This window comes from Natronomonas halophila, from assembly GCF_013391085.1.
Taxonomy (GTDB): Archaea; Halobacteriota; Halobacteria; order Halobacteriales; family Haloarculaceae; genus Natronomonas; species Natronomonas halophila.
In genome coordinates this window covers 717,020-741,907 of record NZ_CP058334.1, presented here as the reverse complement: position 1 = coordinate 741,907, position 24,888 = coordinate 717,020, and the positions used below count along the sequence as shown (strand labels likewise).

Sequence of the window (24,888 nt, the reverse complement as noted above, 5' to 3'; positions counted from 1 at the left end):
AACCGCAACGCCCAAACGCCGGCCGCCGGAGTGTAGGGTATGAAGCGGGCTTACGCCGCCGTTGCCGCCACTGTCGGTATCTTCCTGCTCGTCCAGCTCGGTTCGCTCGCGTTGGTCCAGCCCTTCATGGACGCCGGTTATCAGACCGTCGAGGACCCCAGCGACCCGACCAACAGCTTGCTGTACGTCGGCGCGATTCTCGTCGCGACGCTGTTCATGCTCGCGGCCATCAAACTCGACGTCGACCGCCTGATTCAGGGGCTCATCGTCTTCGCGTCGGTCTCCCTCTCGTTTTACGTCTTCTCGGTGGTCGTCCCCTCGGTCCTCACCGTCGCGGGCCTGAACGTCCTTGCCGTCCTCGCGGCGCTGGCGCTCGGGGCCGGCCTGCTGGTCTATCCGGAGTGGTACGTCATCGACGCCGCGGGCATCGTCATGGGCGCGGGCGCCGCAGGGCTGTTCGGCATCAGTTTCGGCCTCCTGCCGGCTATCCTCCTGCTGGTCGTTCTGGCGGTTTACGACGCTATCTCGGTGTACGGCACCGAACACATGCTCACGCTGGCTTCGGGTGTCATGGAACTCCGCCTGCCCGTCGTCCTCGTGATTCCGCTGACGCTGTCCTACTCGTTCCTCGAGGAGGAAGGCCCCGAGACGATTACCGAGGGGGAAGACACCGACGAGGAATCAGCATCGAAGCCGGAAGAAACGGAGGCCGGCGAAGCAGCCGAGGAGGAACCTGATGGCGAGGAACCCCCCGAAGACCCCTTCGCCCGCGATGCCTTCTTCATCGGCCTCGGTGACGCGGTCATCCCGACGATTCTCGTCGCGTCGGCGGCCTTCTTCCGCCCCGGCGGAGCCGCGCTACTGGACGTTCCGGGTATCGCTATCACGCTGCCGGCGCTCGGCGCGATGGTCGGCACCTTGGTCGGTCTGCTGGCGCTCATGTGGATGGTGATGAAAGGACGGGCCCACGCCGGACTCCCGTTGCTCAACGGCGGTGCGATTGCGGGCTATCTCGTCGGCGCGCTGCTGGCGGGCGTCGCGCTGGTCGACGCGCTGGGCGTGGCGTCGTATGTTTGAATGGACCTATTCATAGCGCGGTTAACCAGATCGGGTCCGTCTTGCTGGGGTCCAGCGGGAGTGTTTCTAAACGAGCGACGGCGGCACGGACTTCGCCACCAGCCATGTCCTGTGGCGCGACCAGAATCGGAACGTCCGCATCCTGATCGGCGAAGTCGGAAACGTCGGTCGAAAGGAGTGCGTGTCCTTCTGTTTCGGCGTATCGAACGAGGCGCTCGTCGGTCGCTTCAGGGCCGAGCTCGGATACTTCTCGACTGTAGACGACTTCGTGACCGTCACCACGAAGTGCGGATACGTACTCCTCAGGGACGTTCACGTCGGCAAGAACCTCCATCGAAGGTCAATCAGCCCGCTCGGAGAGATCCGTCTCGCTGGCCAACAGTTCCCGAGTCCGGTGTTCGCCCTCGGCTCGGTCGGCCGCGTACGCTCGCTCCCGGTCGGTGAATTCCTCGCGGTTCTCGTAGTAGTAGGCGAGCGCGTCGAAGAGCGTCGCCATCGAGATATCGAACTCACCGGCGACGACGTGTGGGTCCTCGTCTTCGTCGATGACTCGCCGCTTGACGTCGAGGACCGTGATTCTCGTCCCGTCAACGCGGGGCTGACCGGACCGAATCGAGGGTTCCTGGACGATGTCCACCATACCTATCATTCTGCCTTTCTGCTGTATAAACCTGTGGCGGCCGTCAATCGAGGGTAACGTTCCCGATTACTCGTCCGTCCAGGCCTGGCTGCCCGGCGTGAACTCGATGGGTTCGCCGAGGCCCTGCTCGTCGGCGCGCTGGTAGAGATACCACGCGGCGGCGACGGTTTCGATGCCGGTCCCGCCGCTGTCGAAGACCGTAATCTCGTCGTCGCTGGTCCGGCCGGGTTCGTGGCCGGCGACGACTTCGCCCAGTTCCGCGTGGACGTGGTCCTCGTCGATAAGGCCGCCGTCCAGCGCGTGGAGGAAGGCCCCAGCGTCCTGAAGGGCCCGCTCTCGGAGGTCGGGGACGTAGGTCGCGCGGGCGACGGTTTCGGGCGGGATCTCCTGTTTACCCCGGTCGTACTGGCCCACCGCGGTGACGTGGGCACCGTCCGGGAGTTCGTGGTCGTGGAAGACCGGGTCAGAGGCCTTCGTCGCGGTGATGACGACGTCGGCGTCGGCGATAGCGTCGCCCGAGGAGTCGGCGGCCGAGACGTCCGCATCGAGGCGCTCGTCGAACGTCTCGGCGAAGGCTTCACGGTTCTCCTCGGTCGGCGAGTAGACCCGCACCGTCTCGAAGTCCCGGACGGTCGCGGCAGCTCTCAGCTGGCCGCGGGCCTGCGTGCCGGAGCCGATGACTGCACAGGTCGAGGCGTCCTCGCGGGCGAGTTCGTCGACGCCGAGGGCACCGACTGCGCCGGTCTTGAAGGGGTTCATCGAGGCGCCGTCGAGCATCGCGACCATGCGGCCGGATTCGGCGTCGAAAAGCGGCAGCGCGAGGTGGACGTCCTCGTCGCCGAAGCCGGCGGCGTAGGTGTAGCCGCCCATGCCGCCGACCTCGGGGAGGATGGCGAGGTAGCCGGTACACATTCCCGGCGGGTCGCCGCTGACGAGTTTGGTTCGCGGTTCGGCGGACCCGGAGTTGCCGTGGCTGGCATAGCCTTCGCGGACCCAGTCGACGTATTCGGCTGCCGTTCCGAGGTCGGCGAGTTCGTCACTTCGCAGGAACAGGACGTCGGTCATAGAAAGCGCTTCGAGCGCGGTGCGTTTAGTGACTGCGACTATTCGAGGGAGCCGTTCCCGGAGGCCGAGGTATCGGGGGCCGTCTGTCCGCCGTTGGAGGCCGGCGTAGCCACCGGCGCGTTGACGAACATCGCATGGCCCATCAGCCCGAAGGCGACGACGGAGGCGATGGGAACGGAGGCGGATAACGACATCCCGGCAGCGAGGAGGATCGCGGTCAGGCCGGCGAGCGAAAGGGGAATCAGCCCCAGCACGATGTCGTAATAACCCGTCATAATACATGCACAACTATGAGGAATATTGGTATAAGTGTTTCCTAAAACAGTCTGATACGAAACGGAGTAGCGACGTGTCGGCTCTGTGTATGTGTTGGATTAAATCTCCATAACTTATGAAATGGTTTTGGCCCTAAATCTCGTAGTCAGGCGATATACGTCGGAATTACAGATACCCCGATATCGCCCGTCGAGGTGCCGGTGATATACGCGTCGCGAATACGGTTTTGCCGGCGTTTGCGGGAGCCGAACCGGTCGTCGACGAGTCCGTTCGTTTATTCCGAGGGGCCCGCAATCGCCGGACGATGAGTGACGATTCGCCGGGAGATCCCCCGGCTGATGACTCGGGCGGCGATCCGTCCGAAACGGACGTCGATGCGACGGCGGGCATCGATTACGACGGGCGGGCCCGCGACGTGCTCGGTTTCTCGCGCTGGTGGCAAATCGTCGCGGCCGCCGGGATGATGGCGGCAGTCAGCCCCTACCAGTACGTCTGGTCGTCCATCGAGGGGCCGCTCGCCGAGAGTCTCGACCTCGCGTTGCCCGCCCTCGGCGCGGTGTTCTCGTTTTACGTCGTCTTCCAGTCGCTCTCGCAGTTCCCGGCCGGCTGGTGGCGGGACCGCCGCGGTCCCGGCGCGTTGACCTTCTTCGCGGCGATTCTGGCGGGCGGCGGCTACGTCGGCCTCGCCTACGCCACCTCGCTGTGGCAACTCTACGTCCTCTACTCGCTCGGCGCCGTCGGCGTCGGCATCATCTACACCGTTGCGGTCAACACCGCAGTCAAGTGGTTCCCCGACCGGACTGGCCTGACGACCGGCATCGGGACGATGGCATTCGCTGGCGGGAGCGCCCTCGTCGTGCCCTACGTCCGCGCGAACGCGACGGTCGCGGCCTACGCCGACGTGCTTCGGAACGTCGGCCTCGCGATTCTCGTCGTTCTGCTCGTGGGGGCCGCCGTCCTCCGGGACCCGCCCGAGGACTGGTTCGGCGACGACGAGACCGACGACTCGGACCTCGCCGCCTCGCTTCGGGGCGATGCCTACTCACCGACCGAAATGCTCCGAACCTGGCAGTTCTGGCTGCTCTTTGCGATGTTCGTCGCGATGGCCGGCGCCGACCTCGTCGTCATCGCCAACGTCGTCAGCGTCGCCCAGCACTTCGGCTTCACGGCGCTCGTCGCCACTATCGCCGCGACGCTTCTGCCCATCTCGGCGGGCATCTCCCGGATGATTTTGGGCGAGGTCTCGGACCGCTTCGAGCGGAAGTACGTCATGGCCGGGTCCTTCCTTCTGGCCGGCCTCTTCAGACTCGGCCTCGTCGGCGCGGGAACGGCCGATATCGGCATCGCCTTCGTCGGGATGGTCCTGCTGGCGATGTTCTTCTCCTCGCCGCTGTATGTGTTCTTCCCGTCCATCCTCTCGGAGTATTACGGGGCCGAACACTCCTCGTCGAACTACGCGGTCCTCTACACCGCCAAGGTCGGCGGCGGAATCTTCGCCGGCACCGTCGCGGGCTACCTCGTGGCTGCCTACGGGTGGGTCCCGACGGTCGCTCTCGGCGGTGGCCTCGCTATCGCCGCCGGCCTCGCGGCCTTCCTTCTCCGGCCGCCCTCCGGGTCCGGCCTCCTCGCGTGAATCCGCAAGGACTTGTAAGGGTGACACCGAACGGCCGGACATGGCAGACCAATCGTTCCTTGAACAGCGACTCGACGCCGGCACCTGGCCCATCGCGGTCGGCGACATCGTCGTCCTGCTGGCGTTCCTGCTGGTCGGCACGGCCCAACACCGACCGGGCCTCTCGCCTATCGACGTCCTCATGACCGAACCGCTCGCCTTCGTCAACGCCGCCGCGCCCTTCATCGTCGGCTGGCTCATCGCCGCACCTCTCATCGGCGCGTATTCGCCGGGCGCCGGTTCCGCACCCAACTCCTCGATTCCGCTCGCGATTCGCTCGTGGATACCTGCCGCAGTTATCGGGTTCGCAATCCGTGCGACGCCGTTCGTCGAAGGAAACGTCCAACTCACCTTCATCGCCGTCATCACTGCCGGTGGGGCCGTCGTCCTCGCAGTCTGGCGGTTCATCTACTTCAAAGTGCGATAACTTCGCTTCGACGCTTTTCGCCCGGGTACTCAAAGGACGGTGCATGTCCGGGATAAGGTCTTTTCGTGGTGTGCTCTCAGTTCGTAGGAACGAGGGTTACCAATGCACAAACCACGGGGGGAGCCCGGGAGCGAAATCGAGTATTACGCCGGGTCGGACGTGACCGCAGGTGCGCTCACACTGTTGAACCACCCGGTGGTCCATTCGACCAGAGTGCTCAACCACCGCCGTGCGGAGGGAATCGACGTCGATGGGCTCGATGTCGAGTTCGAGTCCGCGAGCGACTCGGATTAGTCCTTGACGCCGACGACGGTCATCCCGAAGCCGTATTCGACGGGCCGTGCGTCCAACCCCGCGGCGTCGATACGCTCGCCTAACTCCGCTGCCGAATAGAACGTCGAATCGAAGGCGACCGCTCGCTCGGCGAGTTCGAGCAGATACCCCCGTCGTGTCGAGCGGTCGAACTCCCGAACTACGAGGACGCCGCCCGGCGCGAGGACGCGAGCGATTTCCGACAGACAACGGTCATGATTCGGGAAGTGATGGAGCGCGTCCACGACGAGGACCGCATCGACCGATTCCGTCGCCAGCGGCAGGTCCGTCGCGCTGGCCTGTACCGTCTCCAGACCTTTCGCTTGCGCCCGTTCGAGCATCCCGCGAGCGGGGTCGAGCACCGCAGCGCCGACCTCCCTCGCGGCTCGGCCGGACCCGCCGCCGACCTCGACGATGCGCTCGACCTCGCGGTCCGCGCAGGCCAGACCCTTTCTCAGGGAGACGGAATCGGCCGCTGGCATCACGAGGTCGTAGAGCGGGGCGAACGCGTCGAAGGCAGTCACGTCCCAGCGGTTCATACCTGCTTCATCAAGCGCCGAGCATAACTCCGTTGCCCCCGTAATCAAGCTATGGCGCCCGATACCGCCGCTCCCGTACTTCTCGGCTGGCCCGAGGACGGGCCGACGCTCCGGTTGGATTACCGCGAGTTCAGCTACGCCGGGAAGTTCGTCATGTCGAATACGGGCAAGGCGGTGATTCGACGGGCGGACGCCCGAGACGCCGCTACGGACGGCAAGTGGGACGAAGACATACTCGCGGCCGTGGCGTTCAACGAAGACCGGACCGATTCCGAGACGTTGTGGCTCCGGTACGTGACGGTCCGCGAGGACTGCCGGGGAGAGGGACTCGGTCCGCGCCTCTGTGCGTTCGTCGCCGAGCGTGCGGGCCCCCGTGGCTACGAGCGCGTACGCATCGCGGTTAACAACCCGTTCGCCTACGAGGCGCTCTACAAGGCTGGGTTCGCCTTCACTGGCGAGGAGACGGGCGTCGCCGAACTCGTCCTCGAACGGCCGGCGCGCGAGCGGGCCGAGCAACCGACGGAGCAGTATCAGGCGGGCTTCGACGTCTACCGACGACGAAAGCTGTCAGCAGCCGAGACGGATTTTCTGGAACGAAAACACGGTGCGGAACCGCCGTCTGACGAGTGACCAGCGGGCCGATTGAGCGGCCGCAACCCCGACGGTTTCAAGCCGCCGGCCGGCGAACGCCCGCCAATGGGAAACGCGGATATCCGACAACTGGCGGTCCTCGAGCCCAAACCCTTCGAGGAACTGACGGGCGCAGTGGTCGCCATCGACGCCCACAATTGGCTGTACCGCTATCTGACGACGACGGTCAAGTTCACTCGAAGCGAGGCCTACACCACCGACGACGGCGAGGAAGTCGCCAACCTCATCGGCGTCGTCCAGGGGCTGCCGAAGTTCTTCGAACACGACATCACGCCCGTCTTCGTCTTCGACGGCGGCGTCACCGAACTCAAAGACGACGAGATTGCCGAGCGGCGCGAACAGCGTGAAGAGTACGAAGACCAACTCGAAACCGCCCGCGAGGAGGGCGCCGAAGCCGCCGATATCGCCGCCCTCGAATCCCGTACCCAGCGGCTCACCGACACGATTCAGGAGACGACACGGGAGTTACTCGATTTGCTCGACGTGCCCTATCTCGAAGCGCCCGCAGAAGGCGAGGCACAGACCGCCCACATGGCCCGCAACGGCGACGTCGACTACGCCGGCTCCGAGGACTACGACAGCCTGCTTTTGGGCGCGCCCAAGACCCTCCGGCAACTCACCAGTAAGGGTGACCCCGAGTGCATGTACTTCGACCGAACCCTCGAAAAGCACGACCTGACGTGGGAACAACTGGTCGACGCCGCCATCCTCATGGGTACGGACTTCAACGAGGGCCTCTCCGGCGTCGGCCCGAAAACCGCGATTAAACTCATCAACGAACACGGCGACCTCTGGGGGGTGCTTGAATCACGTGATGATGACATCCCCAACGCCGAGCGCATCCAGCATATGTTCCTCGACCCCGACGTGACCGACGACTACGAGTACGACACCGACATCAACCCCGACCTCGACGCCGCGAAATCCTACGTCACCGACGAGTGGGGAGTCCCGGCCGACGAGGTCGAACGCGGCTTCGAGCGCATCGAGGAATCCGTCGTCCAGACGGGGCTCGACCGCTGGAGCTAGCTTTTAAATATCGACCCGTTCGGCGTCGGCCGCGTCCGCACGCGCCCGCTCGAAGATATCGTCCGGTTCGACCTTCAGTAGGCCCTCCAGTCGGCCCTTCGTTTCGGGCTTGTCGGGCGCAAGCCGATTACAGCCGGCCGAAATCCCGGCGTCCTCGAAGGTCCCCAGCACCTTCGCCCGCTCGACGATTTCGGGTTTGTCGACCGAAAAGAGTGGCCGGTGAACCGGCATATCGACGGCGGCGCTGGTCACCTGCAGGTTCCGCGCGGTCTGGCTTGATTTCTGCCCGAGCGCCTCGCCGGTGACGATGCCGGCGGCGTCCTCCTGTTCGGCGATAGCTTCAGCGACGGCGAAGAAGTAGCGCCGCAGCGAGAGCATCCGCCCGCGGTCGACGTGGCCCGCGATGTGGTCGACCGACTCCCCGCCGTCGACGACGTAGGGCGTGATGTCGTGGTTCGGCGCGCGGGCGGCGAGATGCTCGCAGGCCGCGATGGCGCGGGCGCGGTGGTCGACGCCGCCGTAATCGCCTAAGTCGACGTAGACGGGGATGACCGGCGAACCGTGGCGCATGGCCTCAAAGGCAGCGACGGGTGAGTCGATACCGCCGGAGACGAGCGCGACGAGCGGTTCTTGAGTGCCGACGGGGAGGCCGCCGGGCCCCTTCCGACGCTCGGCGAAGACGTAGGCGACCTGATGGCGCACGTCGGCCTCGAAGGTCACGTCGGGGTTGTCCAAATCCACAGCGGCATCGACGGCCTCGCCGACGGCGGCGCCCCCCTCGCGTTCGAGTTGTGGGCTGGTGAACGGGTGGTCGCCCGCGCGTGAGGCGCGGACGGCGTATGTTTCGAACTCGCCTTCGCGCTCACGGGCGAGGTCAGCAAGCGCCTCGTAGATGACCTCGGCGTCCGGGTCAACGGTCCGGGCAGGGCTGGCGGAAACGACGCCCGGAAGGTCGCTGGCAGCGTCGACGGCGGCCTCGGTCGCTTCGGTGTCGATGATGAGGCGGCCCGCGGTCCGGTCGACGTCGCCGTTGATGTCGCGGGCATCGAGGGCGGCCGCAAGGTTCGAGCGCAGTTGCTCCTCCATGTTGCGGCGGACGGGCCGGCCCTTCGTGCTGAGTTCGCCGTAGCGAACGACGACACAATCCATACCGAAACTCGACGGTCGGCGGATAAATGCGTGCCGCTGTGGGGACGCCGTCCGCGTTCGGGACGGGGTGTTTTTCCTTCCCCGGCGCCCACCAACGGGTATGACTCCCGAAGAGGTCAAGGAACGCATCGAGTCGGCAATCGAGGACTGCGAGGCGACGGTCGAACGTACGCGCGGTGACCACGACGACGACCATCTGCGGGCGACGGTGGTCTCGCCGGCCTTCGAGGGGGAGTCGCTCCTCGACCAGCACGACATGGTCTATGACGCCCTCGGCGAGGCGATGACCACCGAGATTCACGCTCTGGAGTTGACGACGCGGACGCCCGAGTGAGGCAGGCGGCAAACCGAGTGGAACGACGCTTGTCGGTTGCGGCGGTTCGATGCGTGTTTCGATGATTTTTACCTACCTTGGTCCGACGCTCCGCGTATGGCTGACGACGAGCAGGAATACCGTACCGAAGAGGACAGTCTCGGCGAGATGCAGGTCCCGGCGGATGCCTACTGGGGCGCCCAGACCCAACGCGCCATCGGCAACTTCCCCGTCTCGGGGTTGACGTTCCAGCGCCGGTTCATCCGCGCGCTCGGCATCGTCAAGAAATCCGCGGCGAAGGCCAACCGTGAACTCGACCTGCTGGAGGAGGACAAGGCCGAGGCCATCATCGAGGCCGCCGACGAGGTCATCGCCGGCCAGCACGACGAGCACTTCCCGGTCGACATCTTCCAGACGGGGTCGGGTACGTCCTCGAACATGAACGCAAACGAGGTCATCGCCAACCGCGCCACCGAGATTTACGGCGGCGAAATCGGCACGCGTGAAATCCACCCCAACGACCACGTCAACTACGGGCAGTCCTCCAACGACGTCATCCCGACGGCGATGCACGTCGCCTCCCTCGAAGCAGTCGAGCGTGACGTCATCCCCGGTCTCCAGACGCTCGCCGACGCCCTCGAAGCGAAAGAAAAGGAATTCGACGACGTCGTCAAGACCGGCCGCACCCACCTGCAGGACGCCACGCCGGTCCGTCTGGGCCAGGAGTTCGGCGGCTACCGCGCCCAGATTGAAAAGGGCATCCAGCGCGTCGCCGGCGTCCGCGACAGCCTCGGCGAGCTCGCCCTCGGCGGTACCGCCGTCGGGACGGGTCTCAACACCCATCCGGAGTTCCCCTCGCGTGCCGCCCAGCACATCTCTTCGGAGACCGGCCTGGAGTTCCAGGAAGCCAGCAACCACTTCGAGGCCCAGGCCGCTCACGACGCCATGAGTGAAGCCCACGGCGCGCTCCGTACCGTCGCCGGGTCGATGAACAAGATCGCCAACGACCTCCGCCTGCTGGCCTCCGGCCCGCGGAACGGCCTCGGCGAAATCGAACAGCCCGAGAACCAGCCCGGGTCCTCGATTATGCCCGGCAAAATCAATCCGGTCGTCGCCGAGTCGGTTAATCAGGTCCACAAGCAGGTGGTCGGCAACGACGCCGCGGTTTCGGCCGGCGCCGCTCGCGGTGAAATCGACCTCAACCTCTACAAGCCCGTCCTGGCGTACAACTTCCTCCAGAGCGCGAACATCATCGCCAACAGCGCGGAACTGTTCGGCGAGCGCTTCGTCGCCAAACTGGAAGCCAACGAGGACCACTGCAAGAAGCAGGTCGACCAGTCCATGGCGTTGGCGACGGCGCTCAACCCCGCCATCGGCTACGACAAGGCTTCGAAGGTCGCAAAGCAGGCCCTCAAGGAGGGCAAATCGGTCCGCGAGGTCGCCGTCAGTCAGGGCTACCTCACCGAGGAGGAAGCCGACGAGGTGCTCGACCCCGCCGCGATGACCGAGCGGGTCATCCTCGGCGACGACTAACCGACGTTCCCTTTTTTCGACTTCCGTGCTATCGCTTGCTTGAAAAGCCGCCGCCCCGATTCTTCGGTAATGAGCGACGACGACCACGACCACCCCGAACCGGACCGGGAGGAGTTCCACCACGACCCGGTCGAACACGCTAACGTCTCGGCGGGCATGTCCGTCGCGGACCTCGCCGAGGAGTACGGGAAGGCCGGTATCGGTGCCGCCGACCTCAGCGAGGCCATCGACGTCACCGGCGAGATGTTCGATAGCGAGGACACGACCGTCTTCCTCGGCCTCGCGGGCGCGATGGTTCCCGCCGGGATGCGGCAGATTGTCGCGGACCTCATCCGTGAGGGCCACGTCGACGCCCTCGTCACGACCGGCGCGAACCTCACCCACGACTCCATCGAGGCCATCGGTGGCAAGCATCACCACGGGCAGGCCGAACACGACGAGATGTCCGAACGCGAGTTCGACGAACAACTGCGCGACGAGGAGGTCGACCGCATTTATAACGTCTACCTGCCGCAGGAGCATTTCGCGCTCTTCGAGCACCATCTCCGCGAGGAAGTCTTCGACGAAATCGGCGAAGAGGTCGTCTCCATCGCGGAGTTCACCAGCGAACTCGGCCGGGCCAACGCCGCAGTCAACGACCGCGAGGACATCGACGAGGACTCCGGTATCGCGGCGGCGGCCTACGAGAACGACGTCCCCGTCTACGTCCCTGCGATTCAGGACTCCGTGCTTGGCCTGCAGGCGTGGCTCCGCTCGCAGGTAACCGGCTTCTCGCTGGACGCCTTAAAAGATATGTCGCCGCTCAACGACCTCGCCTACGAGGCCGATTCGACGGGCGCCATCGTTGTCGGCGGCGGCGTCCCCAAGAACTACGTCCTCCAGACGATGCTCGTGACGCCCGATGCCTACGACTACGCGGTGCAGTTGACGATGGACCCGCCCCAGACCGGCGGCCTCTCGGGGGCGACGCTGGACGAAGCCCGCTCGTGGGGCAAACTCAAGAAGGACGCCCGGAACGTCTCGGTATACGCCGACGCGACGATTACGCTCCCGCTCGTCGTCGCCGGCGCCCTCGACAGGGTGGAATAGGGACTGTTTCGCGGGTCAGATGCCCGCCGTGTTCGTGCTTCCGCATTCGGGACACTGCGCCAACTCGCCCAGCGGCGGGTGTTCGACGCGCCCCCACGCGTCGTCGCTGGCCGGTGCTTCGAATCCACATTCGAGACAGCGCTGTGTGGTTGTCGCGGACATATCCGAACGTGTGTCGCGGTATCACTTAACGATATCTCGTCCCCGGTCCGAACGGAGTCGCCCCCAGTCAAGCCGGAGGTAGTGATACAGCGTCCCGGTCAGTCCCGAATCCGCGACGCGGCGGCCGGAACTCTCGACGAGGCCGTCGGGATGGTAGCCGGTCGGATACCGCTGGCCGAGTGTACGGCTGAAGGCCGTATCTTCGTTGGGTACGTCGGGATAGCCGCCGACGGCCTCGAAGATGTCCCGCCGGACGAACGTGTTGAATCCGGGGAGGACGGGCGCAGCGAGTCGTGGGAAAACGTGGTTGATGGTCCACTCGACGAGTCTCGCGCGTGCGGGGCCGGTCATCCGACACTTCGAGGAGGCCGCGACCAGTCCCTCCCTGTCGACGAACGACAGCATCGTCTCGAGATACGCGGGGTCGATTCGCGTATCGGCGTCGATGAACGCCAGCCACTCGCCCTCGGCGGCCTCGGCGCCGGCGTTACGCCCACCGGCGATGCTCTGGCCGCCCTCCTGAACGACATCGGCACCGTGTTCGCGGGCGATATCCGTGGTGCCGTCGACGCTGCCGCCGTCGGCGACGATGACCTCGTAGGATTCGTCGGTCCGCTGGCCGTCGATACTCGATAGCGTGTCGCCGATATACTCGGATTCGTTGCGCGCCGGCACGACGAAACTCACACGCGTCATCGAACGAACCTGTCGACGTGCTGGAATAAAAGCGTTCAGGCCATCGAACCACCACGCATTTGCGGGAGGAACGCCACGATACGGCCGATATGTCCGACGCCGCCGACCTGTTCGAGGAGTTGCGCGCCGAACTCGAAGACAGTTCCCGGAACCTGGGCGATATTCTCAGAGAGGCCGCCGAGGACCCCTCCTCGGCGCCGAACGTCGCGGTCGAACTGCTTGAGGAGGCGGCCAGTCGAAGCCAGTCGGTCGGCGAACTCCTGCAGGACTTCGTCCAGGAGAGCGACGCCGTCTCGGGGACACTCACCGACGGCAACCTCTTCGTCGACCTCGGCGAGGAGGACTTCACGCTCGACCTCGACGAGGACATCCTGCTCGTCGACCCGACGGAACAGGAGTTCGAACAACTGCTTCGGGACCTCGATATCTTCGGCATCGGTGAGAGCCTCGGCTTCATCCCCTCCGAGGACGAATAGGCCGCACGCCGAGAACGAACGGCTTTTGCGGGGGATGGCCGAACCGACGGCATGGAACGCCTCCGCGAGTCCCTACACGAGGCACCGATTATCGACAAGGACGGCTACCAGTATCTGGTCCATCCCATCAGCAACGGGGTCCCGATGCTCGACCCCGCCCTCCTCCGGGAGGCCGTCAGCGGCGTCATCCGCCGCGCAGACCTCGACGTCGACAAAATCGTCGCCCCCGAAGCGATGGGTATCCATCTGGCGACCGCCCTCTCCTTGCAGACCGACATCCCGCTCGTCGTCATTCGCAAGCGCTCGTATGGCCTGCCCAACGAGGTGTCGCTCCACAAGGCGACGGGCTACTCCGAATCCGAGATGTACATCAACGACATCGAGGAGGGCGACCGCGTCCTCATCGTCGACGACCTGCTGTCGACCGGCGGCACGCTGGCGGCCATCTGCGGCGCGCTCGACGAAATCGGCGCCGACATCGCCGACATCGTCGTCGTCTTCCGGAAGGCCGGCGACAACGCGATGGACGACGTCGACCACGAGGTTACCAGCCTCCTCGATATCTCCGTCGACGAGGACGGCGTCACGATTCATTAAAGTATACACATTCTTGTGTAAACGCTTGTTCTGAGAAGCACATTTGCGCGTAAACACCATAATATTATGAGGGTGGGTATGCACCTGCCGGCCATACATGTCGGAAACTGACGGTGAGATACACCTCGAATACGGGCGAGACGAGAAGCCCCCGTTGCCGAAATCGATACTGCTCGGCCTCCAGCACGTCGCGGTGATGATCGTCCCGGCGACGGCGGTCGCGTTCATCGTCGCCGGCGCGGTCGGCCTCAATCCCGCCGACACCGCCTACATCGTCCAGATGGTCCTGCTGTTCTCGGGGCTGGCGACCATCGTGCAGGCCTACACGGTCGGGCCAATCGGCGCGAAACTCCCCATCGTTATGGGGACGAGTTTCACCTTCGTCGGCGCGGCGACGACTATCGGCGCGAATCAGGGCCTCGCGGCCGTCTTCGGCGCCATCCTCGTCACCGGCTTCGCCGTCGAGGGACTCATCGGCTGGCAGTTCAAACGCATCAAACCCTTCTTCCCACCGCTTGTGACCGGCCTCGTCGTCGTCATCATCGGCCTCTATCTCATCCCCGTCGCGATGGATTACTCCGCTGGCGGCGTCGGCGCCTCCGACTACGGCGCCCTGCATAACATCGGCCTCGCCGCCCTCGTGCTCGGCATCGCCGTCGTCCTCAACATGTTCACCCGCGGCGTCGCGCGCCTCCTCAGCATTCTCGTGGGCATCAGCGTCGGCTACGCCGTCGCCGTCGCCTTCGGTCTCGTCGACTTCTCGCCCGTCTTCGATGCTGCATGGGTTGCCATCCCGGCGCCCGGCCGCTTCGGCTTCGAGTTCGACCCCGTCGCCATCATCACCTTCGCGTTCCTCTTCCTCGTCTCCGCGATGGAAACCGTCGGTGACATGTCCGGTATCACCGCCGCCGAGGGCCGCAACCCCGACGACGAGGAGTTCCGCGGCGGCCTCTTTACCGACGGCCTGCTGTCCTCGCTCGGCTCGATTTTCGCGGCCTTCCCCGTCACGTCCTTCTCCCAGAACGTCGGCATCGTCAACTTCACGGGCGTCATGAGCCGTCACGTCGTCGGCATCAGCGGCGTCATGCTCGCGATTCTCGGCCTCAGCCCGAAGGTCGGCGCCGTCGTCACCACTATCCCCAGCGCCGTCTTCGGCGGCGCGGTCGTCCTGATGGCTGGGATGGTCGCCGCCAGCGGCGCCCGACTCATCGCTTTGCACACCGACCTCAACCGCCGGAACATGGTCATCATGGCCGTCGCGCTCGGCCTCGGTCTCGGTGTCACGACCCGCCCCGACGCCATCAGCGGCCTCCCGCAGGCCGCCCAGACGTTCTTCGGCGAACCCGTCATCATGACCGCGCTGTCGGCGCTCATCCTCAACACGTTCGTCCCCGGCGACCAGAGCCCGCTATTCGACGCACCGCCCGAGGGCCCCCGAGACGCGCCCGCGCCCGCCGTCGACGACGACTGATACGGACGAAAAGCGTCTTTTTCCTCCTGCCCGTAGCCTCGACCGGCCGATGACGAGCAACCGGGCCGAGTCGGTGTAGGCAGCCGACGGTGACGAGCCCTATGAGTGCCGAGGCCACAAAATCACTCAGCAGATTCTATGACTTCATCATTGAGATACTTGAGCTGTTTCTCAAGTTCCCCTACCTTCTGTTGATGTACTCCGTAGAGTCCATAAAACCAGACTCGGTAGACGTGTAGCGTTTTCTCCTCTAGCGATTCGGTGAATGATTCGATATTGTGCTGGTGCTGCTGAACCTCCGCTCCGAAATTGGATTTTAGCGCTTCGAAGGTCTTTCCAGTGAAACAGATAACGTGATACTCGGATTTATCTAAGATGGATAGTTGGGTGCTAAATCTGTCAATATCAGCTGTATCGGGTGTCACATTTGCGGAGTTTGGGTCTGCCACGTCAGGCACAATGTCGGTCATATATCCCCCCGTTAGGTTCTCTAATTCGTTCTCTTGGACGAATTCCTTGATACGTTCATCGTAGTGCTTCCACGACGGCGAGTGGAAGTTGGCATAATCAGTCGGAAGGTCGCTTGAGGGATTTAGTGAGACGAATACTACTTCAGGATTCAACTGGCTCCTGTTTGACTCTATGAATTCAACTAACTGGTCCGGCTGCTCCTCGATACAACCTTCATCTGGATATTCCTCGCTCCATAGCGCCCAGCTTGAACCTGGAAACTGCTCCCTTAGTTGTCGTAATGTGGTCAATGGAACAGACATCTGATTCGGATAGCAAGTCGTTCATCCGGCGGAATAATGGTGTTACTGGTTAAGCAAACTACTCCCCCCGAAGATATCATAAACCAACTTCCCCGACTACGAACTCTATTTGGAAGCCAGACCGACTAACGTTTGGACGCTATTCTAAGATAAATTGGGAGTACAGAGGATTTTGAGTCAAATTTCTACCGGTAGACCAAAATCCAATGAGTGCCGAGGCCGACCTTCTGTAAAGACGAAACCGGAACCCACGTCGTCAGTCGTCGGCCGCTGCGGACGGCGACTCGACGGGGTTGGTGTCCGCCGTCTCGTCGTAGCGTCCGCCGAGGAGCGTCGTCGCGAACAGGACCAGCGGTGATAGGAACGCGAAGAAGTAGTACGGGAAGTACGCGAGCGTTCCCACACCGAGGGCGGTGGACATGTAGACGGCGCCGGCGTGCCACGGGATGAGCGCGCCGGTCGGGGTCCCCGCGGACTCGATGGCCCGCGAGAGGTCCTCGCCCGCCAGCCCGTACTCGTCGTAGAGGTTCCGAAGGGTGAGCCCCGGGACGACGATGCTCATGTACTGCTGGGCTGAAAAGGCGTTGACGAGGATGGCGGAGATGCCGGTTCCGATAACGAGGCTGCGCGGGCCGAAGACGGCCGACGCGAGTTCGTGTGCGAGCACGGCGAGGACGCCGGTCCGTTCGAGGAGGCCGCCGAGTGCGAGGGCGGCGACGACGACCGAGATGGTCCAGGCCGACCCCGAGAGGCCGCCGCTGGCCAGCAGGTCGTTGACGAGCGTGACGCCCGTCTCGGGTGCCGTCCCTTCGAGGAAGACCTCCCAGGAGGCGATAAAGGACCGCCCCTGAACGAGGACCGTCGTGAAGGTGCCGGCGAAGACGCCGGCGACGAGCGCCGGGAGCGCGGAGACGCCGTAGAGCGCCAGTCCGAACGTGACCACGAGCGGCAGGAAGACCAGCGCCGAGAGGTCGTAAGTCCCGGCGAGTGCGCCCTGAATCTCGGCGACGCGGCCGGCGGGAATCGCGTCGCCGGCATACAGGCCGAGGGCCGCATAGAGTACGAGCGAGAGGCCGAAGGCAAGAACCGTTCCGTTGCGCATCGCGCGAATGTGGTCGTAGAGGTCGGTGTTGGTCACCGCGGCCGCGAGGTTCGTCGTGTCCGACAGCGGCGACTGCTTGTCACCCGCGTAGGCGCCGGAAAGGATGGCCCCAGCGGTCATCGGGGTGGGGACGCCGAGGCCCGCCCCGATGCCGATGAAGGCCACGCCGAGGGTCCCGGCAGTGGTCCACGACGAACCGATGGAGAAGGCGACGACCATCGCCAGTAGCGCCGTTGCCGGCAGGAAGACGTCCGGCGTCAATATCGCGAGCCCGTAGTACATCAGTCCGGGAATGGTCCCGGCGCTGATCCAGGTCGCGATAAGCGCGTAGATGACGAACAGGATGAGGATGGCCTGCAAGCCCATCAGCAGGCTATCGGCGAGGCCCTCGTAGAGGTCCTCCCACGAGTAGCCGAGCCAGTACTTGCCGACCGCACCGGTTAACACGATACTCCAGAGGAGTGGCCCATGGGGTGCCAGTTTCAGATACCCGGAACCGACGCCGAGAAACAGGACGACCCCGAGTACGGGGACCAGCGCCTGTCGAAGGCTCGGACGCCGCGCCGACGGGATGTCATCGTAGGTCAGCGGTTCGAGGTTCAGCGAAGGCACGTGTAGTCCATTGTAATAACTAGAGGATATTAAACTACATGAATTTATTATCTATGGGCATGTTATCTGGTGGCGACTTCCACGGTATCGTAGTGCAACCGAAGTATACGGGTGGTATTCCTGCCGTCTCGGTTGCCTCGGTTCGGCGAGTTCGGACTGTGTCCTCCGAAACCGACGCAAATCGCACCGTGAGGCAGTTTGGGAGGAAATTGGGTCTAATTTTGAAAATGCTTGATGACGATTCAGCCCTCCCCCTCGCTGGTGGTTCAGATGGAGGTAAACAGACGGTCGGTACTCCGGCGCATCGGTGCGGGAACAACACTCCTCGCGGGCGGGGTCGGCGCAGTAACCGCCACACCACCGAGCGATGGTGATACTATCGTCGACGTCGCGGTCGCCGCTGACGGGTTCGACGTGCTTGTCGCCGCGGTTCAGGAAGCCGGTCTCGTCGAGGCGCTCGACGGCAACCGCCAACTGACGGTCTTCGCGCCGACGGACGCCGCGTTCAACGGTATCGGCGTGACCGAAGCCAACGTCGGAAACGTCGATTCGCTGGCGGAGGTTCTCACGTATCACGTCGTTCCGGGTCGACGGAGCGCGCAGTCGGTCGTGAACGCGTCTTCGGTGCCGACACTCAACGGCGCACGAATCGACGTGGACGGGACGGCATTGAACGGCGACCAGGCGAGTATCGTGACAACGGATATCGGGGCCTCGAACGGCATCATTCACGCTATCGACGGCGTGCTGCTGCCGTAGTCGTCCGGGCCGCCGGCCTGAATCGGTCCTCCATCTCCGTTCGGCACCGGTCGATACCTGCTGGTGTCGCTGGCACCCTCGCCCGTCCGGGTGGCCCGAAGGATACCGCCTCGCCAAGGTTTATCTCCGAAAAGTGGTACCCATTAACACATGGACGCGTTTCGACGCCTGCGAGCGGGCAACCTGACGGCGCCCGAACTCGCGGTGTTCGTCTCCGGGGTGGCGAGCATGGGGCTGGAGATACTCGCGGGTCGTATCGTCGCCCCGCAGTTCGGCAGCAGCATCTACACATGGGGCAGCATCATCGGGGTGTTCCTCGCGGCGCTGAGTCTCGGCTACCACTACGGCGGCAAGCGCGCCGCCAACCGCGCTAGTCCGAAGCGCCTCTCGTGGCTGTTCATCTGGACGGCGGGCTACGTCGCAGTGTTGGTCTTCGCGAGCGATTTGCTCGTGGCCTCGACGACGGCGTTCCCGCTGCCGAGTCGGTTTGCCTCGCTGCCCGCCGTCATCCTGCTTTTCGGCCCGCCGACGTACCTGCTCGGGTTCGTCAGTCCGTATGCGGCCGAACTGTCGGGAACCGAGGCCGTCGGCGAGGCCTCCGGTCGGGTGTATGCCCTCGGGACGGTCGGCAGCATTCTGGGCGCCTTCGGGACCACGTTCTTCCTGATTCCCTCCTTCGGCGTCGAGGTCATCGGCTTCATCTTCGGCGTCCTGCTCGTCGTGACGGCACTGTCGATGACGCTGCCCTCCATCGACCGTGACCCGCTGTTCGCCACCATCTGCGTGACCATCATGCTCGTGACGGCCGTCAGCAGCGGCGCCATCGGTTTCTCGACCGGCGGCAACGTCGTCTACCAGACCCAGACGCCGTATCAGGAACTCGAAGTCGCCGACATGGGCGACACGCGGACGCTGTATCTCGACGGCCAGCGCCACAGCGCGATGGACCTCGACGACCCCGACCGCTACGTCTTCGAGTACACCCGGTACTTCCACATGCCGTATCTTTTCGTCGAGGACCCCGACGAAATCGACCGCGTGCTCTTCGTCGGCGGCGGGGGGTTTAGCGGCCCCAAACGGTTCGTCTCCGAGTACAACGCCACCGTCGACGTGGTCGAAATCGACCCCGTCGTCATCGACACCGCAAAGGAGTACTTCCGAGTCGAGGAATCCGAGCAACTCAACATCCACAATGCCGACGGCCGGCAGTTCCTCCGGGAGACCGACCACACCTACGACCTCATCGTGCTCGACGCCTACAAGAAGGACAAGGTGCCGTTCCAGTTGACCACCGTCGAGTTCATGCAACTGACGAAGGACCGCCTCTCGGAGGACGGCGTCCTCTTTGCGAACATCATCTCGGCGCCGAACGGCCCCGCTTCGAAGTTCTATCAGGCCGAATACCGGACGATGCAGCAGGTGTATCCGCAGGTCTACGGCTTCCCGACGGCCGGTGCGGGCGTCGTCCAGAACATCGAGGTCGTCGCGACGAAAAACGACGAGTCGATATCCCAGTCGGAACTCCGAGCGCGGAACGAACGGCGCGACATCGGCATCGACCTCGCGGCCGAAATCGAGAACTACGAGCGGGAGACCCCGGGCGACGACGCGCCGATACTCCGGGACGACCACGCGCCGGTCGATACGTTGCTGGACCCGATGGTCGGCCAGCGATACGTCGTCAAACAGGTGCCGGACAACGCGACGGCCGCCGATTGAGGCTACCGTCCGTAGCCGTGTGACGCAGACACCGCTTCGGCCAACGTTTTGACGCCGGGGCGAGAAGGGTCGGTATGACAACGATTCGATGGCGTGCTGACGGTGCGGGGGCAAGATGGCGGTAGACCTCGCGTTCTCGGCGGGTCGGCTCTTCATAGCGCTGTTTCTCGTGGCGCTGAACGGCTTCTTCGTCGCCTCGGAGTTCGCCTTCGTCCGGGTTCGCTCGACGTCGGTCGAGCAACTCGTCGCCGAGGGGAAGGCCGGTGCCGACACGCTCGATGCGGTGATGAAGAACCTCGACGACTATCTGGCCGTCACCCAACTCGGCATCACGCTCGCATCGCTCGGACTGGGGTGGGCCGGCGAACCCGCCGTCGCGACACTCATCGAACCCGTGCTGGGCACGCTCCTGCCGCCGTCGCTCCTCCATCTGGTCGCCTTCGCCATCGCCTTTTCCTTTATCACGTTCCTCCACGTCGTCTTCGGCGAACTCGCGCCGAAGACCATCGCCATCGCCGATGCCGAACGCGTCTCGCTTTTCGTCGCGCCGCCGATGCGGTTCTGCTATCTCCTCTTCTATCCGGCACTCATCGTCTTCAACGGGACGGCCAACGCCTTCACGCGAATGCTCGGCGTGCCGCCGGCCTCCGAGACCGACGAGACGCTCGAAGAACGCGAGATACGGCGCGTGCTGGCACGGGCCGGCGAGGCGGGCAACGTCGACACCGCCGAAGTCGAGATGATAGACCGCGTCTTCGCGCTCGACGACACCACCGTTCGGGAGGTTATGGTCCCCCGGCCGGACGTGACGAGTCTGCCGGCCGACGCCTCGCTGGCGGAGATTCGAGCGACCGTCCTGGAATCCGGCCACACGCGGTATCCGGTCGTCGGCGAGGAAGATCAGGTCGTCGGCTTCGTCGACGTCAAGGACGTCCTGCAGGCAAGCGAGGAAGACCGGGACACGACCGCGGGCGACCTCGCCCGCGAGGTGCTCGTCGTCCCGGAGACGGTCAGCATCGACCAACTCCTCTTGCAGTTCCGAAGCGAGCACCAGCAGATGGCTGCCGTCATCGACGAATGGGGCGGCTTCGAGGGCATCGCGACCGTCGAGGACGTCGTCGAAATCGTGGTCGGCGACCTCCGCGACGAGTTCGACACCGAGACGGGCGAGCCGTCGATACGCCGCCAGTCTGACGGCGACTACGAGATGGACGGCGGCGTCTCCCTGTGGGCCGCCAGCGACGCGCTGGGCGTCGACCTCGAAAGCGCCGACTACGATACCGTCGGCGGACTGGTGCTCGAACGGCTCGACCGCGCCCCCGAACCCGGCGACAGCATCGAAATCGCCGGCCACGTCATCGAAGTCGAGAGCATCGAGGGGTCACGCATCGCGACGCTGCTGGTTCGGGAAGCCGACGGGGAAGACGCGGCCGAGGCTGCCGATGGCGATTCCGAAGCTACCGACGACTCGCAGACGTAACGAAGGCGCCCGGTCGAACTGAGCCGGTCATACATCCCGGCCAGCGACGTGGGGTGGCGAAACCACCAAACACCCAGAGCCATAGTGTAACGCATGTCACGGAGTCTGCCGTCACCGCCGGACGCCGGCGTTCTGAACGCCCTGCGGTTCGGCACCGAGACGTTCCGTTTTCTGGAGGGTATCCAGTCCCGCTTCGAGGACGGCACCTCGATTCCGGTGCCCGGGAAGGGCCCGCTCGTCCTCCTGACGAACCCGAAACTCGCCCGTGAGGCCCTCGAACGGCCCGAGGACTTCCCACGCCTCGAAGCGCTTGATTCGGCGGCCATGATAGCCGAAAACGGCCTCGTCCAGAGCGAGGGCGCGCTGTGGCGACAGCAACGCTCCGTGATGGGGCCGGCGTTCGGCGGCCAGCAGGTCAACGCCTACGCGGACACCACCGGCGAACGCGTCGAGGCGCTCGCCGAGCGGTGGGCCGAGGCCGGCCCGCAGACCCTGAACCTCCATCGGGCTGCCACCTCGCTGACCGTTCGGGTCGCCTCCGAAATCCTGCTCGGCGAGGACATCGGCAAGCAGCGGGCCGACACCTTCCACGAGTGGATGCGCGCCGCCGGCGAGGAATTCGAGTTCGGCCCCGAAATCGCCATGCCCGACTGGGTGCCGACCCGGACGTCCCCGGAGTTCCGTGAGGCCGCCGAGGGGATTCGCGGCCTCGCGGAGGACCTCATCGAACGACGGCGCGCGGACCTCGCGGCGGGCGACGAGGGGATGGACATGCTGACGCTCCTGCTTGAGGCCGAGGACGACCCCGAGGTCGACTACCCCGAACATCAGATTCGCGACGAGGTGTCGACGTTCCTCATCGCCGGCCACGAGACGACGGCGCTGAGTCTCACCTACACGCTGGCGTTGCTGTCGTGGAACCCCGAAACCCGCGAGCGCGTCCGCGAGGAGGCCCAAGCCGCACTCGGCGATGGGCCGCCGACACACGAGGACCTCGCGAACCTGCAATACACCAAGCGCGCGTATCGGGAGGCCCTCCGGCTCTACCCGCCTGCGTGGGCCGTCTTCCGACAGACCGAAGAGCCGGTCGACTTCGGCGAGTACCGTATCCCGGGCGATTCGGGCGTCATCGTCCCGCTGTGGTCCATCCATCGCGACGACCGATATTTCGACGACCCCGAGCGGTTCGACCCCGACCGCTGGGCGCGGCGCAATCCGAACGACGTCGAGGCCTACTTCCCCTTCTCGACGGGGCCACACGCCTGTATCGGGCAGGGCTTTGCCCTCGCTGGTGCCACGCTCACGCTCGCACGACTGGTGCGGGACTTCGATATCGAGGTCGCCGAAACGGAGTTGGACTCCCTGCGAGTGACGCCGACGCTCCGACCGACCGACGGCGTGACGGCGACGGTCCGACCCATCGACTGACCGCGACGGTATGGCGTACTGTAACACTTAAGCGGCTGCTCCAGGACGTAGGCCCAATGGCGCAGTCAGCGGAACGAACGCCCGCCTCCGACGAGTGTTACTGTACGAGCTGTGGCGACATCATCAAGGAAGAAACCGAAATCTGCCCGAACTGCGGCGTCCGACAGACCCCGGCGCCGGCCGAGGACGACAACACCACCGCGTATCTGGTGTTCGGACTACTGTCCGGCGTTCTTTCCCTTATTGCCCTCCCGGTCGTGTTCGCTCCGGTCGCCATCTTCTGTGGCTACAAACTCCACGAAAGCGAGAATACGGTCGCCGGCGCAGTGGTGGCGGCGCTGGGCGTTCTCGGCGTCCTCGTCATGCTGCTGACTTTCCTGCTGTCGTTTGCCGCGTTCCTCTGAGCCCCTGACGGGTTTCGCCCGGCCGCCTCAGAACGTCGCTTCGACCTGCTGGACGGTTTCGGATTCCGCGCCCGAGTTGTCGATGCGCTCGTGGTCCATCTCGATCGGCTCGAAGCGGTCCTTGAACTGGAGGTGAACCTCGAAGTCGGCGTCGCTGACGTCGTCGCGGGCGGCGATACGGCGTTCGACCACCTCGGTATCGCAGTCGACGTGCACGAGGCGGAAGTCGGCGTCGACCTCCGCAGCGATATCGCGGGCCTCGCGCCGCCGACTGCGGGTCTTGAACGTCGCATCGAGAACGACCGACTCCCCATCTGCGAGACGGTCGCGAGCGCGGGCGAGGAGTTCGTTGTAGACCGTCGTACTCTCCTCGCTGGTGTACTTCGGGTCGTCGAAGAGTTCCTTCCGCACCACGTCCGTCCGCAGGACGGCCGCGTCCAGTCGGTCCGCAACGGCGCGGGCGACGGTGGATTTACCGACGCCGGGAAGCCCACAGACGACGACCAGTTCTGGTCGTCTTTCCCCCGAATCCCCTGTCGACTGACCTGTTCGTGACATCCACGTGACCGAACTGGTGTCGAAACCAAGAGCGTTTCCTTCTGGTCGCTGGACGGTGACACAACGCTTTTTCGTGGCGCCAGCGTCGACCCGGGTATGAAGGATTACATCATCGAGGAAGAAGAACACCTCTCGCCGGTCGTCGTCGTGACGACCGCGCTCATGGTCGCGATTTTCGGCATCGGCCTCCTGTATCAACTCGCCAGTCTCGTCCTCTGAGACGCCGACCGTCTCGCTGCCCTCCCGAAGACCCATTACGGACCCCACGGACCGCGGTGATATGCCCGGTCCACGCGTCGCCAGCGACGACCGCGTCTCCCTCCGTCTCGCCGAATCCGAGGACATTCCCTTTTTGCAGCGGGCGAGCGCCGACCCCGACATCCGGTACCCGCTCGGCAATCCGGTCCGAAGCCGCGAGGAAATCGACGTTCCCGGCGACGGCGATACCTTCGTCGTCTGCCTCGAAGACGACCCCGCGGCATCCGGCCAGCCGGCCGACGACGAACTCAGGAAAATCGGTCAGGTGAGCGTCATGGATGCCGACTACAAGCGGCCGGAACTCGGCTACTGGCTCGTCCCCTCGGTCCACGGCGAGGGCTACGGCACGACGGCCGTCTCGCTGGCCATCGACTACGTCTTCCGTGAGTACGACACCCCCGCCGTCGGTGCGGAGGCGTTCGCTTTCAACGACGCCTCCCGTGGTCTGCTGGAGTCGCTCGGATTCAGCGAGGAAGGCCGCCGTCGCAAGTACATGTTCGTCGACGGCGCCCATCGCGATATGGTCCTCTACGGCCTGCTCAGAAGCGAGTGGGACTGCGCGTAGGCCACCGAAACACGATGCCTGTCACCGATTCGCAGAGGCGGGCCCGATGGAAGCCC

At 64.6% G+C, this 24,888-nt stretch carries 29 protein-coding genes and 1 pseudogene; 19 read left to right on the top strand and 11 right to left on the bottom strand.

The genetic code is table 11. The features are described from left to right. The first annotated feature begins 39 nt into the window (after nucleotides 1-39). Entirely contained in the window at nucleotides 40-1,077 is a 1,038-nt protein-coding gene (locus tag HWV23_RS04140; protein WP_178289163.1) for a presenilin family intramembrane aspartyl protease PSH, read from the top strand. Between the two features lie 10 nt (nucleotides 1,078-1,087). On the opposite strand, the gene HWV23_RS04135 is transcribed toward HWV23_RS04140, so the two are convergent. The 4 genes from HWV23_RS04135 to HWV23_RS04120 all read right to left on the bottom strand — a co-directional run bounded on the left by HWV23_RS04135 (nucleotide 1,088) and on the right by HWV23_RS04120 (nucleotide 3,057). Beyond that, entirely contained in the window at nucleotides 1,088-1,411 is a 324-nt protein-coding gene (locus HWV23_RS04135; RefSeq protein WP_178289162.1) for a DUF5615 family PIN-like protein, read from the bottom strand. Nucleotides 1,412-1,417: 6 nt separating this feature from the next. Further along, nucleotides 1,418-1,717, bottom strand: coding sequence for a DUF433 domain-containing protein (locus HWV23_RS04130; protein WP_178289161.1), 300 nt, complete (start codon nucleotides 1,715-1,717; stop codon nucleotides 1,418-1,420). A 66-nt stretch (nucleotides 1,718-1,783) separates the two neighbouring features. Further along, a complete protein-coding gene (locus HWV23_RS04125) occupies nucleotides 1,784-2,782 on the bottom strand; it encodes an ornithine cyclodeaminase family protein (protein WP_178289160.1) in 999 nt (332 codons plus the stop codon). A 38-nt stretch (nucleotides 2,783-2,820) separates the two neighbouring features. Then, nucleotides 2,821-3,057, bottom strand: coding sequence for a DUF8015 family protein (locus HWV23_RS04120; RefSeq protein ID WP_178289159.1), 237 nt, complete (start codon nucleotides 3,055-3,057; stop codon nucleotides 2,821-2,823). Nucleotides 3,058-3,362: 305 nt separating this feature from the next. On the opposite strand from HWV23_RS04120, the gene HWV23_RS04115 reads away from it, so the two are divergent. The 3 genes from HWV23_RS04115 (at nucleotide 3,363) to HWV23_RS04105 (ending at nucleotide 5,451) form a co-directional block, all read left to right on the top strand. Beyond that, nucleotides 3,363-4,691, top strand: coding sequence for an OFA family MFS transporter (locus tag HWV23_RS04115; protein WP_178289158.1), 1,329 nt, complete (start codon nucleotides 3,363-3,365; stop codon nucleotides 4,689-4,691). A 40-nt stretch (nucleotides 4,692-4,731) separates the two neighbouring features. Continuing rightward, nucleotides 4,732-5,157 (top strand): DUF3054 domain-containing protein, encoded by a 426-nt coding sequence (locus tag HWV23_RS04110; protein ID WP_178289157.1) that lies wholly within the window; start codon nucleotides 4,732-4,734, stop codon nucleotides 5,155-5,157. Nucleotides 5,158-5,259: 102 nt separating this feature from the next. Further along, entirely contained in the window at nucleotides 5,260-5,451 is a 192-nt protein-coding gene (locus HWV23_RS04105) for a hypothetical protein (RefSeq protein ID WP_178289156.1), read from the top strand. Here HWV23_RS04105 and HWV23_RS04100 read toward each other — a convergent pair. Beyond that, nucleotides 5,448-6,008 (bottom strand): class I SAM-dependent methyltransferase, encoded by a 561-nt coding sequence (locus tag HWV23_RS04100; RefSeq protein ID WP_178289155.1) that lies wholly within the window; start codon nucleotides 6,006-6,008, stop codon nucleotides 5,448-5,450. The genes HWV23_RS04105 and HWV23_RS04100 overlap by 4 nt on opposite strands. Before the next feature lie 51 nt (nucleotides 6,009-6,059). Between HWV23_RS04100 and HWV23_RS04095 the strand changes: the two genes are divergently transcribed. Both HWV23_RS04095 and fen read left to right on the top strand, forming a co-directional pair. Further along, nucleotides 6,060-6,638 (top strand): GNAT family N-acetyltransferase, encoded by a 579-nt coding sequence (locus HWV23_RS04095; protein WP_178289154.1) that lies wholly within the window; start codon nucleotides 6,060-6,062, stop codon nucleotides 6,636-6,638. Nucleotides 6,639-6,704: 66 nt separating this feature from the next. Continuing rightward, a complete protein-coding gene (gene fen, locus HWV23_RS04090; protein ID WP_178289153.1) occupies nucleotides 6,705-7,688 on the top strand; it encodes a flap endonuclease-1 in 984 nt (327 codons plus the stop codon). Between the two features lie 3 nt (nucleotides 7,689-7,691). Here the strand turns inward: fen and HWV23_RS04085 are convergent, their stop codons facing one another. Further along, nucleotides 7,692-8,837 carry a tRNA sulfurtransferase gene (locus tag HWV23_RS04085; RefSeq protein WP_178289152.1) on the bottom strand — a complete coding sequence of 382 codons (1,146 nt, stop codon included), beginning with the start codon at nucleotides 8,835-8,837 and terminating at the stop codon, nucleotides 7,692-7,694. Between the two features lie 100 nt (nucleotides 8,838-8,937). On the opposite strand from HWV23_RS04085, the gene HWV23_RS04080 reads away from it, so the two are divergent. The 3 genes from HWV23_RS04080 (at nucleotide 8,938) to HWV23_RS04070 (ending at nucleotide 11,772) form a co-directional block, all read left to right on the top strand. After that, entirely contained in the window at nucleotides 8,938-9,171 is a 234-nt protein-coding gene (locus HWV23_RS04080) for a BolA family protein (protein WP_178289151.1), read from the top strand. Nucleotides 9,172-9,267: 96 nt separating this feature from the next. Continuing rightward, nucleotides 9,268-10,683 carry a class II fumarate hydratase gene (locus HWV23_RS04075; RefSeq protein ID WP_178289150.1) on the top strand — a complete coding sequence of 472 codons (1,416 nt, stop codon included), beginning with the start codon at nucleotides 9,268-9,270 and terminating at the stop codon, nucleotides 10,681-10,683. Nucleotides 10,684-10,752: 69 nt separating this feature from the next. Then, entirely contained in the window at nucleotides 10,753-11,772 is a 1,020-nt protein-coding gene (locus HWV23_RS04070) for a deoxyhypusine synthase (RefSeq protein WP_178289149.1), read from the top strand. Between the two features lie 15 nt (nucleotides 11,773-11,787). On the opposite strand, the gene HWV23_RS04065 is transcribed toward HWV23_RS04070, so the two are convergent. Both HWV23_RS04065 and HWV23_RS04060 read right to left on the bottom strand, forming a co-directional pair. Beyond that, nucleotides 11,788-11,934, bottom strand: coding sequence for a hypothetical protein (locus HWV23_RS04065; protein WP_178289148.1), 147 nt, complete (start codon nucleotides 11,932-11,934; stop codon nucleotides 11,788-11,790). Between the two features lie 21 nt (nucleotides 11,935-11,955). Then, nucleotides 11,956-12,630 carry a glycosyltransferase gene (locus HWV23_RS04060; protein WP_178289147.1) on the bottom strand — a complete coding sequence of 225 codons (675 nt, stop codon included), beginning with the start codon at nucleotides 12,628-12,630 and terminating at the stop codon, nucleotides 11,956-11,958. A gap of 89 nt (nucleotides 12,631-12,719) precedes the next feature. Between HWV23_RS04060 and HWV23_RS04055 the strand changes: the two genes are divergently transcribed. The 3 genes from HWV23_RS04055 to HWV23_RS04045 all read left to right on the top strand — a co-directional run bounded on the left by HWV23_RS04055 (nucleotide 12,720) and on the right by HWV23_RS04045 (nucleotide 15,174). Next, nucleotides 12,720-13,106, top strand: coding sequence for a hypothetical protein (locus tag HWV23_RS04055; RefSeq protein WP_178289146.1), 387 nt, complete (start codon nucleotides 12,720-12,722; stop codon nucleotides 13,104-13,106). 51 nt (nucleotides 13,107-13,157) lie between these two features. Then, entirely contained in the window at nucleotides 13,158-13,703 is a 546-nt protein-coding gene (hpt, locus tag HWV23_RS04050) for a hypoxanthine/guanine phosphoribosyltransferase (protein ID WP_178289145.1), read from the top strand. A gap of 97 nt (nucleotides 13,704-13,800) precedes the next feature. Then, a complete protein-coding gene (locus HWV23_RS04045) occupies nucleotides 13,801-15,174 on the top strand; it encodes a uracil-xanthine permease family protein (protein WP_178289144.1) in 1,374 nt (457 codons plus the stop codon). 122 nt (nucleotides 15,175-15,296) lie between these two features. Here HWV23_RS04045 and HWV23_RS04040 read toward each other — a convergent pair whose 3' ends face one another. Both HWV23_RS04040 and arcD read right to left on the bottom strand, forming a co-directional pair. Further along, complete coding sequence (locus HWV23_RS04040) at nucleotides 15,297-15,947, bottom strand: hypothetical protein (protein WP_178289143.1); 651 nt, start codon at nucleotides 15,945-15,947, stop codon at nucleotides 15,297-15,299. A gap of 256 nt (nucleotides 15,948-16,203) precedes the next feature. Then, nucleotides 16,204-17,661, bottom strand: a complete 1,458-nt coding sequence (gene arcD, locus HWV23_RS04035) for an arginine/ornithine antiporter ArcD (RefSeq protein WP_178289142.1) — start codon at nucleotides 17,659-17,661, stop codon at nucleotides 16,204-16,206. 270 nt (nucleotides 17,662-17,931) lie between these two features. On the opposite strand from arcD, the gene HWV23_RS04030 reads away from it, so the two are divergent. From HWV23_RS04030 to HWV23_RS04010, 5 genes and pseudogenes are all read left to right on the top strand, one after another. Beyond that, complete coding sequence (locus tag HWV23_RS04030; protein ID WP_178291600.1) at nucleotides 17,932-18,420, top strand: fasciclin domain-containing protein; 489 nt, start codon at nucleotides 17,932-17,934, stop codon at nucleotides 18,418-18,420. A 150-nt stretch (nucleotides 18,421-18,570) separates the two neighbouring features. Then, nucleotides 18,571-20,191: pseudogene (locus HWV23_RS04025) on the top strand (spermidine synthase). Between the two features lie 63 nt (nucleotides 20,192-20,254). Beyond that, nucleotides 20,255-21,619: a hemolysin family protein gene (locus tag HWV23_RS04020; protein ID WP_178289140.1), complete on the top strand. Its 1,365-nt coding sequence runs from the start codon at nucleotides 20,255-20,257 to the stop codon at nucleotides 21,617-21,619. Nucleotides 21,620-21,712: 93 nt separating this feature from the next. Next, the gene (locus tag HWV23_RS04015) at nucleotides 21,713-23,047 is read left to right on the top strand and encodes a cytochrome P450 (RefSeq protein ID WP_178289139.1); all 1,335 of its coding nucleotides are present in this window, start codon (nucleotides 21,713-21,715) and stop codon (nucleotides 23,045-23,047) included. Between the two features lie 56 nt (nucleotides 23,048-23,103). After that, complete coding sequence (locus HWV23_RS04010; protein WP_178289138.1) at nucleotides 23,104-23,451, top strand: hypothetical protein; 348 nt, start codon at nucleotides 23,104-23,106, stop codon at nucleotides 23,449-23,451. 27 nt (nucleotides 23,452-23,478) lie between these two features. Here HWV23_RS04010 and HWV23_RS04005 read toward each other — a convergent pair whose 3' ends face one another. Next, complete coding sequence (locus HWV23_RS04005; protein ID WP_178289137.1) at nucleotides 23,479-24,009, bottom strand: P-loop nucleotide/nucleoside kinase family protein; 531 nt, start codon at nucleotides 24,007-24,009, stop codon at nucleotides 23,479-23,481. A 96-nt stretch (nucleotides 24,010-24,105) separates the two neighbouring features. On the opposite strand from HWV23_RS04005, the gene HWV23_RS17160 reads away from it, so the two are divergent. After that, nucleotides 24,106-24,228: a hypothetical protein gene (locus HWV23_RS17160; protein WP_281362691.1), complete on the top strand. Its 123-nt coding sequence runs from the start codon at nucleotides 24,106-24,108 to the stop codon at nucleotides 24,226-24,228. Nucleotides 24,229-24,289: 61 nt separating this feature from the next. After that, a complete protein-coding gene (locus HWV23_RS04000; RefSeq protein WP_178289136.1) occupies nucleotides 24,290-24,832 on the top strand; it encodes a GNAT family N-acetyltransferase in 543 nt (180 codons plus the stop codon). Nucleotides 24,833-24,888: the final 56 nt, after the last annotated feature.